General features: G+C 39.3%; 20 protein-coding genes and 1 pseudogene. 5 read left to right on the forward strand and 16 right to left on the reverse strand.

From position 1 onward, the window contains the following. Positions 1-50: 50 nt before the first annotated feature. The 11 genes from CDG76_RS26950 to CDG76_RS27000 all read right to left on the reverse strand — a co-directional run bounded on the left by CDG76_RS26950 (position 51) and on the right by CDG76_RS27000 (position 9701). On the reverse strand, positions 51-911 hold the full coding sequence (locus CDG76_RS26950) for an HAD family hydrolase (RefSeq protein WP_094351949.1): 861 nt from the start codon (positions 909-911) through the stop codon (positions 51-53). 154 nt (positions 912-1065) lie between these two features. Continuing rightward, positions 1066-1917, reverse strand: coding sequence for a DUF1206 domain-containing protein (locus CDG76_RS26955; RefSeq protein ID WP_094351950.1), 852 nt, complete (start codon positions 1915-1917; stop codon positions 1066-1068). A 58-nt stretch (positions 1918-1975) separates the two neighbouring features. After that, positions 1976-3391, reverse strand: coding sequence for an Nramp family divalent metal transporter (locus CDG76_RS26960; protein ID WP_094351951.1), 1416 nt, complete (start codon positions 3389-3391; stop codon positions 1976-1978). 79 nt (positions 3392-3470) lie between these two features. Further along, the gene (locus tag CDG76_RS26965) at positions 3471-3851 is read right to left on the reverse strand and encodes a peptidoglycan-binding domain-containing protein (RefSeq protein ID WP_094351952.1); all 381 of its coding nucleotides are present in this window, start codon (positions 3849-3851) and stop codon (positions 3471-3473) included. A gap of 72 nt (positions 3852-3923) precedes the next feature. Beyond that, positions 3924-4430, reverse strand: a complete 507-nt coding sequence (locus CDG76_RS26970; protein WP_094351953.1) for a PRC-barrel domain-containing protein — start codon at positions 4428-4430, stop codon at positions 3924-3926. A 40-nt stretch (positions 4431-4470) separates the two neighbouring features. Further along, positions 4471-5319, reverse strand: coding sequence for a M48 family metallopeptidase (locus tag CDG76_RS26975; RefSeq protein WP_190240996.1), 849 nt, complete (start codon positions 5317-5319; stop codon positions 4471-4473). A gap of 231 nt (positions 5320-5550) precedes the next feature. Further along, the gene (locus CDG76_RS26980) at positions 5551-6348 is read right to left on the reverse strand and encodes a hypothetical protein (protein WP_094351954.1); all 798 of its coding nucleotides are present in this window, start codon (positions 6346-6348) and stop codon (positions 5551-5553) included. Positions 6349-6418: 70 nt separating this feature from the next. Then, positions 6419-7222, reverse strand: coding sequence for a hypothetical protein (locus CDG76_RS26985; protein ID WP_094351955.1), 804 nt, complete (start codon positions 7220-7222; stop codon positions 6419-6421). A 183-nt stretch (positions 7223-7405) separates the two neighbouring features. Continuing rightward, a complete protein-coding gene (locus CDG76_RS26990; protein ID WP_094351956.1) occupies positions 7406-8056 on the reverse strand; it encodes a hypothetical protein in 651 nt (216 codons plus the stop codon). A gap of 318 nt (positions 8057-8374) precedes the next feature. After that, the gene (locus tag CDG76_RS26995; protein ID WP_094351957.1) at positions 8375-8944 is read right to left on the reverse strand and encodes a DUF3611 family protein; all 570 of its coding nucleotides are present in this window, start codon (positions 8942-8944) and stop codon (positions 8375-8377) included. A 379-nt stretch (positions 8945-9323) separates the two neighbouring features. Continuing rightward, positions 9324-9701, reverse strand: a complete 378-nt coding sequence (locus CDG76_RS27000) for a response regulator (protein WP_094351958.1) — start codon at positions 9699-9701, stop codon at positions 9324-9326. A gap of 192 nt (positions 9702-9893) precedes the next feature. Between CDG76_RS27000 and CDG76_RS27005 the strand changes: the two are divergent. From CDG76_RS27005 to CDG76_RS27025, 5 genes and pseudogenes are all read left to right on the forward strand, one after another. Then, positions 9894-12051: pseudogene (locus CDG76_RS27005) on the forward strand (ATP-binding protein). 217 nt (positions 12052-12268) lie between these two features. Further along, a complete protein-coding gene (locus CDG76_RS27010; RefSeq protein ID WP_094351959.1) occupies positions 12269-12892 on the forward strand; it encodes a hypothetical protein in 624 nt (207 codons plus the stop codon). A gap of 512 nt (positions 12893-13404) precedes the next feature. Beyond that, complete coding sequence (locus tag CDG76_RS27015) at positions 13405-15213, forward strand: response regulator (RefSeq protein ID WP_094351960.1); 1809 nt, start codon at positions 13405-13407, stop codon at positions 15211-15213. Between the two features lie 43 nt (positions 15214-15256). After that, a complete protein-coding gene (locus tag CDG76_RS27020; RefSeq protein ID WP_094351961.1) occupies positions 15257-16306 on the forward strand; it encodes an AI-2E family transporter in 1050 nt (349 codons plus the stop codon). An 89-nt stretch (positions 16307-16395) separates the two neighbouring features. Continuing rightward, positions 16396-17475: an AI-2E family transporter gene (locus CDG76_RS27025; RefSeq protein ID WP_094351962.1), complete on the forward strand. Its 1080-nt coding sequence runs from the start codon at positions 16396-16398 to the stop codon at positions 17473-17475. 50 nt (positions 17476-17525) lie between these two features. Here the strand turns inward: CDG76_RS27025 and CDG76_RS27030 are convergent, their stop codons facing one another. From CDG76_RS27030 to CDG76_RS27050, 5 genes are read right to left on the reverse strand one after another with little or no spacing between them, the layout of a single operon-like run. After that, positions 17526-18752 (reverse strand): HhoA/HhoB/HtrA family serine endopeptidase, encoded by a 1227-nt coding sequence (locus tag CDG76_RS27030; protein ID WP_094351963.1) that lies wholly within the window; start codon positions 18750-18752, stop codon positions 17526-17528. Between the two features lie 30 nt (positions 18753-18782). After that, complete coding sequence (locus CDG76_RS27035) at positions 18783-19382, reverse strand: hypothetical protein (RefSeq protein WP_094351964.1); 600 nt, start codon at positions 19380-19382, stop codon at positions 18783-18785. A gap of 44 nt (positions 19383-19426) precedes the next feature. Then, positions 19427-20776, reverse strand: coding sequence for a DUF2254 domain-containing protein (locus CDG76_RS27040; RefSeq protein WP_094351965.1), 1350 nt, complete (start codon positions 20774-20776; stop codon positions 19427-19429). After that, a complete protein-coding gene (locus CDG76_RS27045; RefSeq protein WP_094351966.1) occupies positions 20773-21780 on the reverse strand; it encodes a mechanosensitive ion channel family protein in 1008 nt (335 codons plus the stop codon). Before CDG76_RS27045 ends, CDG76_RS27040 begins: the two co-directional genes overlap by 4 nt. Positions 21781-21812: 32 nt before the next feature. Beyond that, positions 21813-22628 (reverse strand): ion transporter, encoded by an 816-nt coding sequence (locus CDG76_RS27050; RefSeq protein ID WP_094351967.1) that lies wholly within the window; start codon positions 22626-22628, stop codon positions 21813-21815. Positions 22629-22632 lie beyond the last annotated feature (4 nt).

Raw genomic sequence — 22632 nt, forward strand, 5'->3', positions numbered from 1 at the left:
GGTGGCTCCATATTTTCTAGATTTCTAACTCTGCGTTGTTTTTCGCAGTTCTACTCATTTACACTCAATTGCTGCAAAGCAATCCGTTTGCAAAGACCTTCTACCACGAGTGTTAAAGATTGCATCAGTTCAGAATTTTCGCTGTAGTCAACAGGCGCGAGGTTAGCAACCCGTTGACTTTGAGTCATTTTTAAATCTTGTCCCCATTCTTCTGGAGTGCTGTCTTTATATAATGCGATCGCTGTACCCTGTTCTTGATTCATTAAAGAAAAGCAGGGAATATCTGACGCACCATCACCAACATAAATTACCTGTGACAGTGGAATGTGCAATTCCTCTGGTGGTAAATCTCGATATACAAATGCTTTACCATCATCTTGATAATCATCAAAACCTTTGGCAATTTGAAAAAGATAGCGGGTTTTCTCTGTGTGAGTGACAATCTTCTTTAAAAACTCTATGCCGTTGCGATCGCCATAAGAAAATTCACAACCCCACATCGCTTTAAAATTTGGAGCAATACAGTTATGACGAGCAATTTCTAGCATACCGCAAGTTATTAAATAAAATTCTACCTCTACTTTTGAATTTGATTCATGAGCGCATTGTTGCAAGCGATCAAACATTTTATTAACGCCATCAAAGGGAGCTAATTCTTGACCAAAGCTAGCAATATATTCTTGTGTAATTTTGTTGTCTTGTCGTTTTGACTCTTCAATTAGCGCATAAAATCGAGCTAAAATTTTATCCCAACCTTTGTCAATTAAGGGTCGAATTTTTTCTTGGCGAAACTCCAGAGCATCAATACCTAAGCTTTCTAACAAAGCATCAACGGTATCTGGAACCAGAGTATCATCAAAATCGAAAACTATAGCGATGCGATTAGAAAGGGGTTTGGTCGAAACAGTCATAACAAAAGGTTCTCAACTATGGTATTTTTGCAAAAATATTAGTAATTTTGGATAAAATACTAAAATAGCCAGGATAATTAGTTAAAAAGTTGAACAATTAATGGCAAGATACCAGCTTTACAAATGCAGCAAAAATTAGCGATTGCGTTAAAAATTATAAATTAGCAATATGCCGATAGCGAGCCTCTATTCCTGAATAGATGCCATAAGCAATCAAACCCAAACCCACTACACCCAGAAGCCAAAGACCAAAGGGGTGTTGTGTCAGAACCGCCAATGCACCACCCAACCCTCTAGCCTGAGTGCCATCAGATTGAATTGCCGCCAGCATCAAAAAAATGCCGATAATGCCAAAAACAATGCCACGGGCAGCAATGCCAAATCTACCCATACGCACTGCCCAATTTTGCTCAGTTAGACTCATTTGAGAAAGTTGTAAATGGTAACGGAATTTGCCTTTATACGCTTTATAAAGGTAAAAAAGACCAACACTAACTACCATCATCCCTATCAGTGCTATTAGCCATCGCCCAAGGGGTTGAGCCAAGATATATATTGTCCAATCCTCAGTTGAATCGCTATCGCCAACAACTGAACCCATAATGAGTTTTACAGATGTCAAAGCCAATCCTGTATAGGCTAAAGCACTGATAGCATAACCAATCCGTTGAACAATTCGTTTAGCATTAATTGGTTTTCCACTTTTTTCAGGATCAAAAAACGTCTGAACTAAACGCCAAAGTACATACCCAATAATTCCGAGGGTAACGATACTTAACAAAAATTTTCCAAAAGGTTGGACAACAATTGCTTTTAACGCACCAGATGTATTCGTGCTTTGACCACCAGAACCAATGGCTGCTTGGACTGCTAGTAACCCAACAATAAAGTAAACGACACCTTTTGCTGCGTATCCTAATCGTGCTAATCGCTCAAACCAAGGGAGAGAAGTTATTTTTTTAACTGGTTGCCTAATTGGTTCTAGGGGTGAATTGGGTAGTGTCATACGGCATAGCAACTATTTAGAATTCAGAAAGATGAAACTGCTCTCTACACTATATTTATTAACCTGAAGCGCCGCTTGAGCCAATTATACCAAGCAGTTGCAACAGATAAATAATTGCAAATACACCAAAAAATATGCCAGCGATCGCTGTTCCAGCAAAGATAATTTTTGATGGTTGCAGTTCTTTGGGCAACATTCGATGATTTAAATAAAGAGTCAGTCCAGTAACGATGGGGATGTGAGCAGCTTCAATTCCGCCTGCGGTTTGTAGTAAACCGACAGGTTCACCGAAAAACAGGTAAACGGCGATGGGTAAGGCTACCAGTAGCACTACAATATACACACGTTGCAAAAACTTTTCATTTGTCCAGCGTCCCCGCACGCCAAACCCTTGCAGTAATATCTGCGTACCATCGGCAAACATTCGTCCAAAACCATCTTCTACCGATAGTACGGTACTACAAAAGGTAATAAAAACGATCGCCACCATAAACCAAAAGCCAAATGGCCCCCAAAGATCGCCCAGCAGACTACCCAGAGTTTCCGCTACTTGATTTTCTTTGGGTACAAGTCCTTGGGGACGCAGCAACTCACCACCCAGAATCAAGAAAGACAACGCCGCTAAAAGCGCACCAACCACTGCTAAAGTGTTGGATATAGTCATCAAATTTAGCCAACCACGCAGCTTCTTTTTTTGCTCCTGGTTGAGTTGCTTGGGGTCTATACTCTGTTTTCCTTTAACACTGGCTGCACCATATCCTCTGGCTTCTACCCAGTAGGAATACCACATTAATCCGGCTGCTCCTGCCAACATGAAACCCAGCCAAGGTAGTATTTCTTGATACTGCACATCTTGTGTAATTTGCGGTACTAACCCGGTTGCTAGTTTGCGAACATTAGGGAAAACGAAAATAGCCGCAGCTACCACTGCTACAGTACGGGCAATCCCTACATAAGAAGAAATCTTTTCTACTACGTTGTATTGCCCCAAAAGTACGATCGCAGCTGTCACAACAATAATAATTACTGTCCATAGTTGCACACTTCCTCCAGCAACCAAAATTAGCGCTGTCGCGGCGGCTCCTGAAAGTCCAGCAACGGTAGAAATTGCTACCACTACCTGCGGCAGCAAAATCAGCCAGATTGCCCAGTTTTTGGGGCCGGGAAGTTGTTTGAAACCTTCTAGGATGGTTGCACCGGTACAAACTGAAAAACGACCAACTTCACCATTAATAAACCATTTCAAAACCACAGCAGCAAGTAGCGCCCATAATAGGGTGTAACCATAAAGTGCGGCAATTCTTGGTGTAAATAGCAATTCACCTGAACCAGCAGCCGAAAGCATCCACAAAAAACTAGGGCCTAGCCATTTCAAGTTATCCCAACCTTGGGGTGAATCTGGGATGTTTACAGTGTTTTGTGGCTGCTGTTTGTTACTAGTATGTGTTGATAAATCGTGGCTTTTATTATTCATTTTCTGCTCATTTGTACTAATATTGTTAGCCACAATTTTTAGTCGCCAGTGCTAGTAATAAATTAGACTTTTAAAATTTTTAGAAAGCACGACGACGCACGGGTGGTATATTACTGCGTAAAGCTTGCCATGTCAGCGCTCCTACCCTACCATCACCAACTATTCTTTGCGATCGCTGAAAGGTAGCTACTGCTGTAGCAGTTCTAGGGCCATAAATACCATCAATAGCTCCGTTATAAAATCCTAAATATTTCAAGACAGCTTGCACATCTCTCACCGGCTGTCCACGAGATCCAGGTCTAAGGAAGGGAGCTTTCACAGGAGAGTATTTTGAAAGCCTACCTGTAATTGAGGTTGTCTGCGCCTTAGCAGGTGCAAAACTAAAGGGTAACATCCCCAAAAACAATGCAGAAATTAACCCTAATGGTAAAATTATTGAGCGCATGAATCGAGTATTCATAAATTTATATTTCTCCGAAATTAAACACAGCCAATTTGATACCGATAAGAGAACTTTTCTAACACCCTCCGATCAAATTTTTGCTCTGTTTGGATTTCTCCCATTTCTCAGGTTTTCTTCATAGGTTCTGAAGTTGGGATCGTTCAGTTCGTAAAAGTAAGGCTCTAGCGTGTAATTATAAAGAGCAGGAGTACCTAACATACCCGGCATTACTGATGGCACTAAAGGTCGGTAAACCCCTCTAACTTTCTCTTCATAATCATTATCGATTGCTAAATCTTCGCTAAATTCAGGTAGATTTTTTACTTGGTCTTTGGTTAATTTAGGAACAAAAAGATGTTTTTTCTCATAGTCAAGACGAGCTAACCCCACCGGGAGCAATACTCTTTTGCCGAAAATCCAGAAGCCTGTATCAATGATGAAATACCGGAAACGTCCATCACTTTCATCAACTAATATATTTACAACAAAGCCAACCCTGTTATCATCGGCATAAACATCAATTTTTTTGATGTCATTAGCATCAAAAATTTCATCTTTGTAGTTGGGATTGTATTCGCCAAGTTTGTACAAAGCCATGTTTTTTACTCCTGTAAAAACTGTTTAATTTTATGATTAACTAACTTAAAGGTTGAATTTTTTCCTCATATACAGTATTGTTTAAACCGCCACCTCTATGAGCTTTTTGAGAATTAGCTGCACTTTTTAAGGCAGTAATGCGATCGCTTGTTGCGGGATGAGTACTCAAAAATGTCGGTACTGAAGGCTGTTGGAGTAACTTTTGCATAAAAGCAATCATGGCAGACTGAGCATAACCAGAACGTCCTAAAGTCCTCAGTCCTCTTTGATCGGCTTCAAATTCATCTTGGCGGCTATGAGGACGGCGTAATGCCAAATCCACACCAATTTGGACTGCTGTACTACGTTCTAATCCGGCTGCTGTGGCAAAACCACGAGCGATCGCTGTTTCTCGCATCTGTTCTATTGAATGTCGACTAGCAATATGACCAATTTCGTGAGCGATAACGCTGGCTAATTGAGCTTCATTATCTGCGGCTTTTAGCAATCCGGTAGTGACATAAACATAGCCTCCCATTGTGGCAAAGGCATTTACACTCTCATCTTGAACTACCTGAAATGTATAAGGAATATCAGGGCGAGTGCTATTTGTCGCCAACCATTGACCAATTTGATTGACATAGCGATTCACATTCTGATTGCGATAAAGCTTAATATCACTATTAACTAACTGTTGATTGATCTGCTTGCCTAGTTGGACTTCTTCTCGATCAGAAATAGTGGATAGCTGAAATATTTGGATTCCTTGATTCAAGAGGTCAAACAATGAAATTGCCTGTGTCTTTTGGGGTGAACCCACACCAATGCCAACCGCTACTAAAACTGACAGTAATAAATACAACCAGCGACGATAGAAACGAGAGTAAATAAAAGAAAAAGAATTTGGCATAATCTTCTTCAAGTTAACTACAGTGTTCAAAATTAGTGAACAACCCTTGCCAGCAAACTTGTTCAAAGTGTTCTAAATCCAGCATTATCCTCAATTAGCTACTTCATTGCTATCCACCCAAACTTGTTACGGCTCTAATCTGTGTAGGTGTAATTGAAAAGCTACATAATGATCTCATAGAGTCTTACAGAAAGCACAGCATTTAAGACCGTCATAAAAAACTGAGAATTTCTAAGAAGGATGATATACAGTTTCAGCAACTAAAATAGGTCTGTTGCCGTACTCAGCCTCTAACTCTCTTTTGACATTTAGATCCCAGGTGAAATTATATTCTTTCTCAATTTCAGTAATAACAAAAGGACGAACTTCACCAGTTATCGATACTGTTTGGTTCTGATTTATTGCTACTTTGGGCGGTGCTTTTAATAAAACTAGCAAATCTTGCCCACCAAACAATTGGTTTTCATCTAGCGTTAATAAAACCGGACTGCGGATATTTTCTACTTTCCCCGTAACTGTAACTTGACGACGATAATATTGTTCGGGACGTTGTGTTATTTGGCCAGGTTGAGGCGCTAATACAAGGTATCGAGCAATAATTGCAGGTTTATTGATGTAATCTTTGTAATATTCGTCCTGTATGTTGAGATTAAACTCTTGCTCAATTTTGGGAATTACTAAATTACGAACCTGACCAGTAACTTGCACTTTAATATTTTCGTCAGATGGTAGATTAAAAGGCACGCCTGAAGCATTAACAACTACAAGAGGTTCACCGCGAAAGAAGCGTGCATCACTAACCGTAAATGAACTCGAACCAATTTTCTGAATTACTCTGCTTTTAATTGTTACAGAGTTACCGATAAATTCGTCAGTGTTTTCAGCGATTTCAGATGTGTTAGTGATAGTTGCCTTTGCGTCAAAAAAGCTACAACTTCTCGCTATTAGAGCGATCGCTACCAGGAAAACTAATACCCCTGCTTGACCTAACGCCTGTAAGAAATTTCCCCTTTGAGAATTGTCACTCATTGTCCTTGTTCTTATTTATCTTGAGGCTATTGATGAAAAGCTTTCCTGATAGACAATGCTATAGAATACCTTATTGCGGAATTGCTGAGGGATATACGTCTGTTGCAACTAATACAGGTTTATTTCTGTATTCTGCTTCTAGCTGCTTTTGTAAGGTTAAATCCCATTTAAGGTCGTAATCCCGTTCTAATTCAGCTACAACAAACGGGCGCAACACACCTGTGACTGCAACTTTCTCACCTTCATTGACAGTTCCTTTCGGATTACTGGCGCGGATCACTAACAAGTCTTGTCCACCAAATAATTTGTCTTCATCAAGAGTGAATGAGTTTGCATTTCTGATGTTTTCCACTTCACCTGTCACTGCCAAATTTTTACCGTAGTATAGTTGAGGGTTTGTGGTAATTTCACCTGGTTTAGGAGCAAGTGCAATTGATTGAGCGATAATTGCAGGTTGGGTTTCGTACTCTTTGTACAAGTTTGGATCTAAGCCCAAGTTGTAATCTCGATTAATATCTGCAATCACCAACTTACGAACTGGGCCTGTCGCTTGAATTGGTGTATTTGGGTCAGTAGGCAGGGTGAAAGTTTTACCCGAAGCGTTTACAACTAAAATTGGTTTAGCACTAAAAAATTGCTTATCGGCAATTGTAAAAGTTGACGGCCCCAATTTTCTGACGGGTGTACTTCTAATTGTTACAGTTTTACCAATTAGTTCGTTTGTATTATCTGCGACTTCTTCTGTAGTCACATTGGTTTCTGGTACTCCGGCCTGTTGATCTAATTCGTTGGTACAACCTCCAAGCAGCATTGCAGATATTGCTAGAGCAATTGTTCCTTTAGAACTCCATTTAGTTTGCATAAAGTTGGTCATTTCAAAATCTCCATTTGGGTTAACTAATTATCAGGTTCAGATCGTGACTTATTATTCAAAATCTTTTACGTCAGTCCTAGTGATAATTTTTAAACTGAACCTGATATTATTGAACGACTACAAAATTTTTGATTTGTTGTTATCAGCGTTTTCAGGCGTTCAACATTTCTGCGGTGAATTATATTAATTCAAAAAGACTTGACCATCTCTTTGAATTCTCAATACGCCTTGATTGTCATCGAAATTGGTTGTTTCATCTAACGAGACTGCGAGTGTCCCTTCAGAAGTAGACGTGGGCATAACTTTAAGCAGTCCACCATCTTGACGTACCAAAGTAATACTAATAGGTGTTGGTAAGCCTCGTAGGACAAACTCTTGTCCACCTGCTAGATATCGAGGTTGGGTCTGACCAATTGCTTGATAAGAGATACCAGCGTTAGTGTTATTTTTCAATTTCACATCGACTGTACCTGCTGTTGGTGTGATAGTTGCGATCGCACTTTGCCGACTTTCTGGAGCAGGTGGTTGTATGACATTAACATTTGTGCGTCTTCCATTCATAGGATAGGCAGGAACCATAATACTCTGAGAACCAGTAGTTCGCTGTTGTCTTTCAAATCTTAAAGTTGCAGCATTCGGTGGACATCCTGCTGGAACCATAACTCGATTACGGTGTGGTTCTTCGTAGAAAATTCTAGGGCAAGGATTAATTTGGGAAATTCGCGGCTGTGCTACTGCTGATTGACTCATTGCAGACAAAGCAATCAGCAATGTTCCAAAAATTGTTCCTACCGATCCAACTTTTTTGAAAGAAGAATGATTGAACTTGTACATAAATACCTCCTGATAATTTTATCTTTGCTTGTTGTTTTAAAATCCCAATAGTGACATCTAGTGAAAGATGATAAATCCTCTTAACTTAGAGAATCTTTAATTTTTTTTTGCAATAATTCAAATTTTTGATTATGTACTTTAGGGAAAGTTGAGCCGCTCAACTAAAAGAGGAGACATGAAAACAGACTGTATTTTGAGGTTAAATCTCAATGGTGGAAAAGTCGAGGAGAATTCTAATATATTTGGCAAATACTACTTTAGATATAGATTAGTACTTCCATGGCAACAGCTGACAAAATCAAATCAATACTGCGCCTATTAGTCTTCTAACCAATAGAGTAAACCCAGAGAAGTAACTCCACCAAAAAAGTGAGCGCCAATCATGTTGACGTTTGCTAACATTACAAAAATGTCTAGCGAACGAATTACGTTTTCTGGCTGATAAATTGCGACACCTTGAGGTTGTGCTACTGCTTTACCCAAAATGATTGAAACCGTCACTTCCGAAGCAATAAAAGCTATTAATAAGCCTACTAAACTCACAAGCAATCCAATTCGTAAATTTTGAATTACGTCTTCCTTTCTGGGATGGTTTTGAGAATTTGGTGTTTGTAAAAGTTTAGCCATTTTTCGATAACGCAAAGCCCAATAGACTCGAAAACACAGCAATAAAATACCAACAATAGCCAAAAATATCCCAAACCCTATACCTGCATTGCTTGTCTGAGTAGTAATGTTACGGCTAAAGTATGCTAACAATACAGCAATGCCAGAAATACCACCAAGTACTAATTGTACCCAAAAGCTAATTCGACTTACTAAACGCAATGTAGCAGCAAATTTTTGTTTGCTTGGTGGATGTGAAAGTGATTCTAAATTATTGATCATATACCCCCTAAGTAGATATTTTAAGTAAATATAGGAAATTAGAGTTTAATTTCATCTATATAATAAAACTCACTAATTAATGTATTTAATTTTTGAAATACTAGTTGTTTTACTGAAAAGAATTTATCTTAAATTCAGAACTACTATTTATTGATTGAGTTCTAAATTAGAGAGTAAAAGTGGAAAACTAGTGGAGGATATATGTTTTCGGAAAAAACTATGACTTCAGAAAGAGACTAACAAAACTATAGATAGACCTTTTTTTAAAGCAAATCTATCCTAAAGTAGAGAGACTACAAGAATCTTATCTCTGACATTTAAATTACCACAAATAATTTAGGAATAGCTAAACTGGAAACACTAGATTTTGTAATATACTTTAGCTCAGGCTCAGGGCTGCTGCTACTTGAACAGCTAGTTTCTGAGGATTAAATGGTTTACTGATTATGCCTCTGACACCTAGATTATTAAATAAGCTTTTGTCATTATTACGTCCTCTTGCTGTAAGGAAAATCACAGGTATGTGTTTAGTTATTTGATTAGCTTGTAGTTTTTGAAAAGTTGTCAAACCATCCATATCAGGCATCATTACGTCCAAAAGGATAGCATCGGGTTGAGATGACTGAGCTAAGAATAATCCTTGATTACCTGAAGTAGCAGTCAATACCTTCCAGCCCCCCATTATTTCCAGACAAGTCTGAATCAATTGACGGATGTCATCTTCATCATCAATAACTAAGATTTGCTTAGAGGTCATCGTTATTATTTTCCTTTTTTAAATTATTATTACTTAGTGCTTTAATTATTCCAATGTAATGAGGGGCATTGTTTAAAGCTACCATCCTCTTAAGATTAATTTCTAATGGTAAAACTTGAAAGTGGAAAACTAGGGTAGAAGTTTAATAAACCTATGACATAACCAGAAGTAATAGACCAAAAGTAATAGAAAATGTGGAGATTGACACGATGGGCTTTGCCCCGCCTTCCCTACGGAACGCCCCGCGAACAGCGATTCTCGCAGCTAAAAGGCTATAGCATTGCATTCTTAACGGTTTTACTGGCTTTACTGCTGACACTGCTTCTATGGCAGCTACACAGGCTGAATTCTATTTACCCACTGTTTTTAGCTGCTGTCATGGTTAGTTCCTGGTATGGTGGCTTAAACCCAGGATTGTTGGCAACTTTTTTGTCTGCCATAGTCTGCGCCTACTTCCTTTTGCTCCCTTTCTATTCTTTGTCTGTTACTGGGTTCGGTGTGGTGGGGTTGGTTCAGTTTGTGCTGGTAGCAGTGTTGATCAGCTCACTTAACACCGCACTGCGTGATGCGCGATCGCAAGCTCAGAAAAACGCGCGAGCCGCACAGGATAATTACGAGTCTCTACGTCAAATTCAAGACACTCTGCGCCAAAGCGAAGAACGTTATCGATTGCTAATAGAGGGAGTAACTAATTACGCAATTTTCATGCTAGATCCCAACGGTAACTTTACTAGTTGGAACATTGGAGCCGAACGTATTTTAGGCTATCAAGAAGCAGAAATTATTGGTCAACCTTTTGAGCGAATTTTTTCACCAGAAGCAATTGAGCGCGGACAACCACAACAAGTATTAACAAAAGCCGTAACTGAGGGTTTTTCTAAAGAAAATCGTTGGCATCTCCGTAAGGATGGGACTTTTTTCTGGGCGCATTGTGTAATCACACCTTTACGAGATGAAGATGGAAATCTACGCGGCTTCTCTAAAATTATGCAAGATATTACTGAGCGCAAACAAGCCGAGGAAGAAAAAGAGCAACTGCTGCTACGAGAACAAGCTGCACGCGCTGTTAGCGAGGCGGCACAAAGTGTAGCAGAAGCTGCAAACCGTTCCAAAGATGAATTTTTAGCAATAGTATCCCATGAATTACGTACCCCCATGACTGCAATTATCGGTTGGGCGGGGATGTTGCAAACGGGTGCGCTAGATGAAGCTAAAGTAACTCTTGCACTGGAGATAATTGAACGCAATGCTAATTTGCAAATGCAACTTATTGAAGACTTACTTGATATTTCGCGGATTGTTAGAGGAGAACTTTCACTCTCCATTGATTTGGTAGATTTAGTAGAAGTAATTACAGCCGCGATCGAGGTTGTACAATCACTGGCAGATGCTAAGAGTATTCAAATTGAAACTATACTTGATACTTCAATAGAAAAAATTTCGGGTGATTCAGATCGCTTGCAACAAGTTGTGTTAAATTTACTCACCAATGCAATTAAATTTACACCCAACGACGGACGAATTAAGGTGCAGTTGTCAAAGGAATTGGGGAGTGGGGAAGAATTTTCCCAACCCTCAATTTCTAACTATGTTCAAATTCAAGTCAGTGATACGGGTAAGGGTATCAGTGCTGACTTTCTACCTCATGTATTTGAGCGCTTTTGCCAAGCAGATAGTAGTCATACTCGGTCAGATAAAGGATTAGGTTTAGGGCTAGCGATCGCTCGTCATGTGGTAGAACTGCATGGTGGCACAATCCAAGCCCAGAGCCAAGGAATAGGGCAAGGTGCAACATTTACAGTCAAGTTGCCCATTTTAGAAGAAAGCAGAGGAGAAAGTCTTTCCTCCTCATCTCGTAAAGGTGTGATTACACAATGCGCCCAGAAAAAAGTCCCATNCCTCATCTCCCCCATCTCCCCCATCTCCCTCATCTCCCTCATCTCCCTCATCCCCCAATCCCCTTACCAACTTGCGAGTGCTGGTTGTAGATGACGAGGCAGATGTGCGGCAATGGATTACCGTAGTACTCGAAGAGTGTGGAGCAAAAGTTAGTACTTTTAGCTCTACAGAACAAGGACTTAAAGCACTAGAAGAATTACATCCAGATGTGTTAATCAGCGACATTGGGATGCCAGGCGAGGATGGCTACGCGCTGATGCGTAAAATCAGAGAAATTGAAGCAGAACGAGGTGGGCGGATTCCTGCTGTTGCACTGACGGGGTATGCCAGGGTAGAAGATTACAAAGAGGCATTAGCAGCAGGGTTTCAATTACATGTTGCCAAACCAGTTAGAGCAGCTGAGTTAATTGCCGTTGTTGCCAGCCTGGGTAAAATGTCTGGTAAACTCTGAGAAATTTTGCAAATATTGCTCATATCCACAAGTTTTCCACTTTTTCTAGATAACTTCAAAAGTGTAATTCAGGCGAGAAATGGTGTTATCCATACAGTTAATGAAGTTGGCTGACATCAGCTTAAATCAGTTAGGAAAGTAACAGCAATTTGATTGCATATTAGATTGCTTTTCAATGCCTGATTTATTTATGCAAAATTATTTGGAAATTTGAAAAATGAATAGTATTCGGTTACAGCGATTTTCTGCGTTGTTTATTTTCTCCACAATCACAATGCTTGGAAGTGGATTATCTGCTCAAGCACAAATACCAAATCCTGGTAAAATTTCAACAACAGCAGTCGATTTGGTTCCCCAGCCAACACAACCTGCTTCTAAAACTTCTGCTGAGGTGGCGCAAGTAGATGTTGCTCCAGGTCGAACTACCCGTGGTGGCTCCAGCTATATTGGAGTTGCTGGCAACATTGGTTTAGGTGGTGATTCAGCTTTAAGTGAAGGTGGTTTTATGGTGATCAGCAAAATTGGGCTGACGCGTACTTTATCTGTACGACCATCTGTAGCGATTGAGGACGATCCTGTTGTTCTGGTTCCTCTCACCTATGACTTTAACTTTCGGACAGCAGATGCTTTTGAAGATACATTCGCTCTAGCACCATACGTTGGGGCTGGCGTAGCGATTGAAACTAGTGACGATCCAGACGTTGGTTTGCTTTTATCGGGTGGCGTAGATGTTCCTTTGAGTACTAACCTCACGGCAACAGCAGGAGTAAATGCGGCGTTTTTAGATGAAACAGATGTCGGGCTGATGATCGGAGTTGGTTACAACTTTAGTGGGTTGTAAAAAAGACTGTAATACCCATTTGGAAAATGATTGCGATAGATATTTTTTTGAATTGCTGACTGAGACGCGATCGCACCCTAACAAAATCGATGATGTATCACTGGTGTGGCTGTTAGTCAAACGACATCCGGCGTAATCATACCGTAGCTATTCGTAACTAGATGAACAAAAATATTTAATGTCATTGCGATCGCTCGCAATGACATTGTGTAATTAATTCAGTTTACTTAACTCTTGGGGTGAATAACTGCTCAATCATCACAAGTTCATCATGTTTTCGCTCTAGTCTATATCAGTATCGCTCTGTTAATGCTACATTACTACCGGGTTTTCTACTGTCTTGACTTGTAACAGTCCCAAGTACAAAGTTTTTTCAAAATAGGTTAGATGCAGCGAATCTGTTGCTTAAACCTTGCCTTTGATAGATGCCATATAAAACTGAAAAGGGCATAACCTAAGTTAGAGAAATTTGATTACAGCACTCAGGGTTGCTTCTAAAAGCAAACATTTTCATGAGAATTCTGTTGGTTGAAGACGATGATTTGCTTGCTCAAGCTGTAGCAACAGCTCTTACAAAACAAAATTATGTGGTTGATATTGCTGTTGATGGTGAAGCCGGTTGGGAATTGATTAATGTCTGTAACTATGACCTGATTTTGTTAGATATTGTTCTGCCAAAGCTAGATGGCATAAGTCTTTGCCGACAATTACGGCAGTCAGGTTATCAAATGCTGATTCTGCTTTTAACGGCAAAAGACACTAAAACTGATAAAGTTATCGGTTTAGATGCCGGAGCAGATGATTATGTAGTCAAACCATTTGATTTTCAAGAGTTATCAGCTCGGATTCGTGCTTTATTACGTCGGGGAAATACTTCTTTACCTCCAGTTTTGGAATGGGGAGAGTTGCGTCTCGATCCTAGTACTTGTGAAGTGACTTATGCAGATATTTCTCTAAATTTAACAGCAAAAGAATTTAGCCTTTTAGACCTTTTTTTACGCAACAACCAGCGCATCTTTAGCCGGAGTACGATTGTAGATCAACTTTGGAGTACTGAAAAAGATCCACCTGAAGAAAATACGATAAAATCTCATATCAAAAGTTTACGGCAAAAGCTAAAAGCAGCAGGTGCTAACTATGATTTTATAGAAACTGTCTATGGAATGGGTTATCGTTTAAAAGCTCTAGAGAATGAGCAGAGTTGCCCTAAACCTGAGTCAGAAATAGATTTAAATCAACAGCAAATTCTACTAACAGCCATTGCTCAAGATCGGGAAAATTTTAAAGATAAGGTTGGTTCGCGCATTGCAGTATTGAAACTTGCAGCTGATGCTTTAAGAAAAGGTAAACTTGACGCTCAATTGCGGCAGAAAGCAGAGCAAGAAGCTCACAAGCTAGCTGGTTCTTTGGGTAGTTTTGGCTTTCCAAAAGGTTCGCTATTAGCTAATGAAATTGGAGATTTACTTCAAAATAAAAAACCTATTAGCCAAGTTAAATGTTTTTATTTAGATAATCTTTTGATGGAGTTGCAACGAGAACTAGAAAAAACCCCAGTTGAACAAACCCAAAGTCTACTATTAGTAATTAGTAACGATCAACAAGTAGTTGAGGAATTGAGAAATGAAGCTGAGAATCAGGAACTACAAGTTAAGATTGCTACTAATATCGCCACCGCCAGAAGTATAATCATATCTTTAAATCCTGATGTGGTGCTACTCGATCTTGATATTGAGAAAGATAGTTTGAAGCTAATAACAGAATTATCCCAGCGATCGCCACAAATACCTGTGTTAATTTTTACAGAGCGAAATGATTTTAGCGATGCCTGGGGCGGGCTTCGCCTACGCCTAGAGGTTGCACGATCTGGCGGACGTGCTTTTTTGCAAAAATCCATGCCTCCTAGCCAAATTTTGGAGTCAGTGGCCCAAGTTTTACAACAAAATCGTATTACTGAAGCGAGAGTAATGGTTGTAGACGATGATGCACAGGCGTTAACTGTCATACGACAAACCTTAGAACCATTGGGACTTACTCTAAAAACTCTTGAAGATCCACGAGATTTCTGGGATACTCTGACAGAATTTTCTCCAGACCTGCTAATTTTAGATGTAGAAATGCCTCATATCAATGGCATTGAACTTTGTCAGGTAGTACGTAACGATCCGTACTGGAAATTGCTACCAGTGCTGTTTCTGGTTGATAATTTATCAGCAGATATTGTTGAGCAAATATTTGCGATCGGTGCTGATGATTGTATGAACAAAAATATTAAACAATCACAACTAATCACTCGAATATTGAACTGTATAAATCGAAGATAAATATTTAAAAACATAGCTTTAGTAAATAAAAATAACCAAATATATGAATAAACCTACAAAACAACCAACTAAAAAAACTTTTTGGAGTAAGCTTAGTACAAATACACTAGTTCGCTTCTTACTATTTGCTGCTTGTGGTTGGGTATTAGTAAAAGTTTTCTGGTATTTCAAAAATGTAGTTTTTATATTTACCTTTGCGACAATTTTAGCACTCATTCTTAACTATCCTGTGCGCTACTTAGAAAGGTTTGTGAGGCGAGGTTTTGCCTTGGGTACAGTTATGGTTATCAGTTTATTAACAATAATTTTCCTATTTTTATTTGTTGGTAATACTTTGGTTACGCAAATACAACAATTAGCAGGTTTACTATTACAAATTATTAATTCTAGTAACAATCCTGTTAATGAATTACAAAGTGCATTAGCCGCTAGAAATATTCAAATAAATTTAGAGACAGTAGAAACACAAATTCGCAACTGGGTTGTGTCTGGTATAAACATTATGTTAAGCTTTTTGCCCAATTTATTAGAAAGTTATGTCGGATTTATCATTATTATTGTAGTTGCCTTTTTTATACTGACTGATGGAGAAAAAATCTGGCAACTGATTCTTAATAAGATTCCCGATAATCAACGCGATCGCTTTGCAACAGCTATTCAAAAAAACTTCATTGGTTTTTTGCGAGGTCAATTGCTAATCTCATTGATTCTTAGCATTGCCACTTTTTTGGTTTTCGCACTTTTTCATATCCCATTCCCGTTTCTTCTAGCTATCACTGTGGGACTTTTTGACCTGATTCCCGGTATCGGAGCTACACTAGGAGTTAGTTTAGTTTCTCTAATTGTATTGGTACAAAGTGGTTGGTTTATTAGTATAAAAGTATTAATCTCTTGCATAGTTTTGCAACAAATACAAGATAATTTGATTGCACCTCGTGTAATGCAAAGCACAGTTCACTTAAATCCCCTAGTAGTATTTTTTGCTCTTTTAATTGGTACACAAATAGCTGGTTTATTAGGAGTATTTCTTTCTATACCCATTGCTGGGGTAATTGTTAGTTTGTTAGAAATTGAGGAATTACAAGCTAATTAAAAAAATAAAATTAAATAATTTATTGAATAAAGGAGAAGTTGGGAAAGTGAATTTTTAGGCTATAAATAGCAAAATTTTGGAGGTGAATTGTGCGTTTAGGGCAATTGATCGGGTTTCTCGCTCTTGTTATATCTCTTTATGTTTTATGGCAAATTCGACAAATACTTTTGGTGGTATTTGCAGCAGTAGTTTTAGCTACAATCCTAAATCAACTAGTGAGGTTTTTTCAAAGATTTCGCATTAATCGAGGCATTGCAGTTGCCATATCAGTTATTCTCTTATTGGTCGTTTTAGTCGGGTTTTTTGCACTGATTGTGCCGCGTCTTATTGACCAATTACAACAATTTGGTAATATTATGCCTATGGGACTAGAACGGTTGCGATCGTGGAATAATTGGTTACAAAATGTAATTCCTGACCAACTATTAGAAAATATTCGAGGACTTAGGTATATCACCCAAGGTTTACAAGATTGGTTAAATCGATTAATAAACAACTTTTTTAGCTTAGTCAGTAGCTCGCTTTCTCTTATTTTAGGTTTGCTGCTTTTTGTAGCTCTTACCATCATGTTATTAGTCAATCCCTCGCCATATCGGCAGGGATTTATAATGTTATTTCCTGCTTTTTATCGTCAGCGAGTTGATGACATTCTAAATAAGTGTGCAGTCTCGTTGACTGGCTGGATAAAAGGCACGCTACTGACTATGCTGGTCATTGCAACATTCAGCTATATTGGACTGTTGATTTTGGGAATACCATTGCCATTAGTTAATGCTATTTTGGCAGGATTATTAGAATTTATCCCAAATGTTGGGCCAACCTTGAGTGTGATTCCGCCTGCACTGCTAGCATTAAATGAAGAACCTTGGAAAATCGCCGCAGTTATAGCTTTGTACTTTGGAATTCAGCAGGTTGAAAGTTTAGTTATAGTGCCTTTAGTGATGAAAAGCCAAGCATCTCTACTGCCAGCAGTTACTTTGGTAGCAGTGGTGTTTTTTGGCAGATTTTTTGGATTTTTGGGTGTATTTCTCGCTGTTCCGTTAGTAATTGTGTTTCAAACATGGATAAAAGAAGTTTTAGTCGAGGATGTACTCAACAACTGGCACAAAAATAAAAAAGATAATCACGACGCAAAAGTATTGGGTAAGATAAATGGCAAGTCCGAATAATCTGTTGAAAGCAATGAAAAATTAAGGTAAATATTATCTACTTTACAAACTTAAGGCTGGATGTTGTTTGGAGATGCCAGTGATTCAGGTTTTACTGTAAATGCTAAGTTCTGTGCGTTGCGTAACACTTGGATTTGTAAGTTATTATTTAAGCCATTCTTTTCAATAATTTGCTGAACTTCTTCAGACGTAGTAACGGGTTGATTGTTAATTTTGAGAATAACATCTCCTGGGCGCAATCCGATTCTGGCAGCAGGAGAATTAGGAATAACGCGAATAATAAGAATTCCTTGCTCTGCTACAATGCGGACGTTACTGTTTGGATAATCCTTGACTCTTTTCTTGACTTGAGGTGTTAGTGTCACCATCTGAAGACCTAAGTAAGGATATTCAACTTTACCTTGAGTAATTAATTGCTGGGCAATTCGTTGAGCTGTATCTATAGGAATGGCAAAGCCAATACCTTCAGCACCTTGGATAATTGCAGTGTTAACGCCTATGACTTGACCGCGAGCATTTAAGAGTGGCCCGCCTGAATTTCCGGGGTTAATTGCTGCGTCGGTTTGAATATAACTACTAGGTCTGGTGGAGAGATTTAAGGAACGGTTGATCGCACTTATAACACCTACTGTTACCGTTTGTTGTAAACCCAAAGGATTACCGATCGCAACTGCCCATTGTCCTGGTTTTAAAGTATCGGAATTTGCGATTTCTACTGCTGGTAAGTTATTACCAGGAATTTGCACAACTGCAACATCGCTCACCGTATCTTGTCCTAGCACTTTGCCCTCAACAGTACGACCGTCAGAAAATGATACCGTCACCGTATCTGCATTGTTGACAACGTGAGCATTGGTGAGAATTCGTCCATTAGGATCGATGATAAAACCAGAGCCTACACCCCGCACTACTCGTTCTTGAGGCTGTGTTGGTACAGTGTCACCAAAAAAGCGCCGAAAAAATGGGTCATTTAATGTATCAGGTAACTGTGGTACTGCGCTTCTGATAGTTCGGGAAGTATTAATTTGAACTACAGCTGGTTCTACTTTTTCGACAACTTCAACCACAAAATTGTTGTCCTCAGCAGTTGGTGTTAGAGGGCGCGAACTTTGATTCTGTGTTTCCTTAACTCTCGGAGAAGTAACAATTGGAGGACGAACTTTTCCAGAAAAATCTGTTGAGCAGCTACTCAAAAATCCTCCCGTTATGCCGATAAAAGGTAGCAGCAGATAAGTTGTTAGTTTCCGAGCCAAAAAATTAGTTTTTGATGTCTTCATAGTTCTCTAAAGTATTAAATCTTATGTAATTTAAATGTATGTCTCAGTTTGCGAATGATTTGCCTCTGCTTTACGACTTGTCCAATTTCGCAACGCCCAAAGGCTAATTAAAGCTGCTAATCCAGCACCGAGAGTGTCCATGACTAAATCAATAATGGTGTCATCCAAACTTTCAATCACTTGAGTATTGAGAATTTTACCAGCAGACCATTCCGTGACTTCCCACAAAGCACCAACAGCAATTCCAAAACTAGTAATTGTCACTAAATACAAAAGTGTATGATTCCGAAATATATTCAACATTGAACTATAGACTAAAAAACTAAGTGCTAGGGTAATTGCAGAAGTCGTATAAGCATGAACAATTTCGTCATAGGGGCCTGGCATACCAAATAAATCCCATACCCAACCAGTAGCATTTAGCAATGCAGCCAACACAAACAAAAAATCAAATAAAGTGGGTAATTTATCATCTCGGATGACAAACACAAAGGATATGACAAGGAAGACTGCAAGACCCAAGGCATTTGACCATTTACCTTGAACTGCTGCGGCTATGACAAAAATTGTTAGTAGCGCCTGTCCTATCCATGCGATAATTCGATAACCTTTCCAATTCAAAATTTTCATAATTATTACCTCAAAAATATTAATTTAAAACGCTATTCTTCTGATTAATCCCAATCCTTATTATTGTCATCATTATTTAAATTTTTAATGACCTGATAATAACTTTCTTCTACATCTTTGTAGTCTTGTTCTTGTGAGAGTCCCTCACGGCTATCTTGTAAAATCATGTCAGCATGATGGCGCAGGCTTACTTGATATTTAGAATTGTTGGTGTAAGTAGCAATTACAGCTATAGCTTCTAACAAACGAATAGTTACTCCTGCATCCGACTTTCCATACTGCCGAATTTGGTTAAAAGCACGATCAACCAATCCTTGAAAATCAACTCCTTCGGCAATGAAGCGCAATTTTTGATTTTTATCGTAGCGATAGGGCGAAGGAAAATCTCTTTGAACCAAGTGGCACAGTCCTGCGCTAATTCGATCAATACAGCGAATTGCAGTAAATGGATCGTTTATTCCAGGGGAAATGGCACGCAGAGCAATTTCTACTAATTGATCGATTGGAAACTCTATATCCTGTTGTTCTGTACGTTCTTTGCCTAAAATAAAAGCATCATTGATTTGTTTGGTAAGTTTTTTATTTACTTTTTTTCCAGGAAAAACCAAGGCTAAATCGCTACCTTGAATTAGAAATTTTCCCGGTCTAACTTTAAGGCGTATTAGCAAATTATGTTTACAAGCAATTTCCATCAATTCCCCATTATCAATTGCTTGTAAATAGCCAGTGTCATTAGCTCGAATCGGTAAAGCCTCTTTCTCAAAGGACATGGGAATTTCTTCAATTCCTGGTCTATGTTCTGGTTCACCATGCCCAATTCTTTCTGGAAATAGCCGCTTAATTGCTGAATGTAAATCCTCACTAACATTTTCGATTACGTGAGATGCCTGAATTATTGTTGAAGCATGATGGATAAAATAAATTAATACACCAATGCTAATAATTGCGAGTAAAGTGCCGACTGTAACTGAGAGTTGTGGCACATACTGTTCGTATCCATCTCCTTCTCCATGAATTGTTCGCAGTACAAGCAAGCAGTAGATGAACGTACCAATAAATGTGCCTAGTACAACTTGATTACCTGTATCCTGCATAAAATTACGCAGAAGTCGCGGCCCGAAATTGGAAGCAGCCAATTGAAGCGCCACAATTGTAATTGAAAAGGCTGTAGCAGCAACGCTAATCATCGAACCTGCAACCGATCCTAACAGTGATCGCGCTCCATCTGCTCCACCTGTATAAATCCACCAATAATCAATATCTACCTTGCCTGTGCGGTCAAGATTAAGCATTGTAAAAGCCAAAGCAGTAGCTACTACCGCCATAACCGCCGGTATGAACCAGTAACTTGAGTGGAGCTGATCCCACAGTTTGCTTATCTTGACATTTATCATTGTTCGTTGGTTTGAGAATCTAATTTACCGTTGTTATCTTGTGAGGAGCGTGCTTGAGCAAGTAACCTAAGTGAATCACTAATGCGGCGAGGCTTCGGTACTTCACCTTTACCTGCGGGCCAACCTTCACGCTGACGGGAACGGTTTCCATCTGTCTCTTCTGTCTGGTCGTGGAACAGAATTTGTTGAGTTGGGAAGGGCAAATCAATACCGTTTGCAACCAGCTTTTTCTTGATTGCAATAATCACTTTATCCCGCGAAATCAGATTATCTGCGCGTCGTGGTGGATGAACCCACCAGCGCACCCGGATGTTGACAGTGCTTTCGGCTAGTTCCATTGCTAGTACATCAGGAGGCGGGTCTTTTAAAACCTCGTCTACACTAAGCATTGCGTCTAGCATTAACTGCTTGGCACGGTCAATGTCATCGTTGTAGCCAATGCCGACATCGTACTCTAATCGCCGATTATCAAATGCAGTGTTTACAGTTACTGAATTAGTAAATAATTCTGAGTTGGGAATGACAATCCGCCGACCGTCATAAGTTCTGATTGTTGTTGCGCGTGTCTCAATATTTTCGACCGTTCCTTCAAAGCCTTTAAAAACAATTTGGTCATCAATTTGAAAAGGTTCAGTCAGCAGAATTAAAATTCCAGCTAAGAAATTTTGTAAAATATCGCGGAAAGCAAAACCAATTGCAACACCACTAATTCCCAAAAGTTGTACCAAATCACCAGCTTGAAATGTAGGAATTACAATGGAAAGGGCGATAAACAACCCAATCAAAATTGTCAATCCCTGCGCTAACCTTCCTAGTACTAGTCCTAAATTCCGGGCGTAGCGACGGTTGCGAGTTAATCGCTTGACCAGTGCTTTAATTCTGCTGGCAATAAACAAAAAGAAGATGAAGACAATTAATCCTAAGATAATGTTGGGTAGCAAAGCGATGAACCCGTTAATCATGCTTTGAACCTTGTCCCAAGCTGTCGAGATTTCTGCATTCATCAAGTTTCCTCACTAAGTAATTTTTGCTAACGTTAACGCTCAGAACTTTGATGCAATAATTCTTGAATTTCCCCGCGCAATGCTACGATTTCACTCTGAAGCATTTGAATCGATTTCGCTCCAGCTAACTCTGCTTCGTCATCATCGGCATCACGACCAATAAAAAACGTCGCCAGAGTTGCAGTGACATAACCAAACACGGCAAACGCATATAACGCTAAGAAAAAACAAAGCACCCGACCTTCGGGCGTTTTGGGCAAATAGTCAGAACCCATCGTTGTCATTAGCATTGCTGTCCACCATAAAGCAGTGCCGTAGTTGTGCAGCCCTGATTCCACTGGAACTTCGTTTTCAAAGGCATACATCCCTGCTGCTCCTATTAAAGTAACAATCATTGTCAATGCCACAACATAACCAAATCCTCTACGGCTAATACTTGCTGCTAAAACCCGCATTCCTCGGTTAGCACGAGTCATAACTCGCAACAACTGTAAACCTCGCACAGCCCGCGCTGTTCGTAGTACGCGGACGACTCGGATAATCCGAAAAGTACGTAATGCTGGTAACACTAAAGAAATAGCTGTTAGCCAGTTGCTTTTGATATAAGAAAGTTTATGAGGAGCGATCGCTAGTTTAAGTAGAAAATCTAATATAAAAATAATCCAAATAGTGATGCTAAAGGCTTCCAGTAAAGAGTTTAATCCCCAGATGATCTCGATGATGAATAGTGCTAGCCATACAAAGCCCAGCACCAGCATTGGAATTTCTAGCCAATCTTCCAACTGCTGCAAGACTTCATTACGTTCTTTTTCTAGGGCTTGTTTTTCTGAAAGCTTTGATCTACTCATAAAT

It is taken from the genome of Nostoc sp. 'Peltigera membranacea cyanobiont' 210A (assembly GCF_002246015.1).
Classification (GTDB): domain Bacteria; phylum Cyanobacteriota; class Cyanobacteriia; order Cyanobacteriales; family Nostocaceae; genus Nostoc.